This window comes from Nocardioides humilatus, from assembly GCF_008373755.1.
GTDB classification, from domain to species: Bacteria; Actinomycetota; Actinomycetes; order Propionibacteriales; family Nocardioidaceae; genus Nocardioides; species Nocardioides humilatus.
In genome coordinates, this window is record NZ_VUJV01000109.1 from 1 (window position 1) to 228 (window position 228).

Sequence of the window (228 nt, forward strand, 5' to 3'; positions counted from 1 at the left end):
AAGATGAGACGCTGTTGATCAGGAGGAATTCCTTCTTTGTCTTGGATCTTCGCCTTCACATTCTCAATTGTGTCCGAAGCTTCTACTTCCAAAGTGATGGTCTTTCCGGTCAGAGTTTTCACGAAGATCTGCATGCCTCCACGAAGACGCAGTACAAGATGGAGTGTGGATTCTTTTTGAATGTTGTAGTCTGACAAGGTGCGTCCGTCTTCCAGCTGCTTGCCAGCA

At 46.9% G+C, this 228-nt stretch carries 1 protein-coding gene; it reads right to left on the reverse strand.

From position 1 onward, the window contains the following. The coding region (locus F0U44_RS24160; RefSeq protein ID WP_223163818.1) for a ubiquitin-like protein at positions 1-228 on the reverse strand (228 nt) is incomplete at both ends.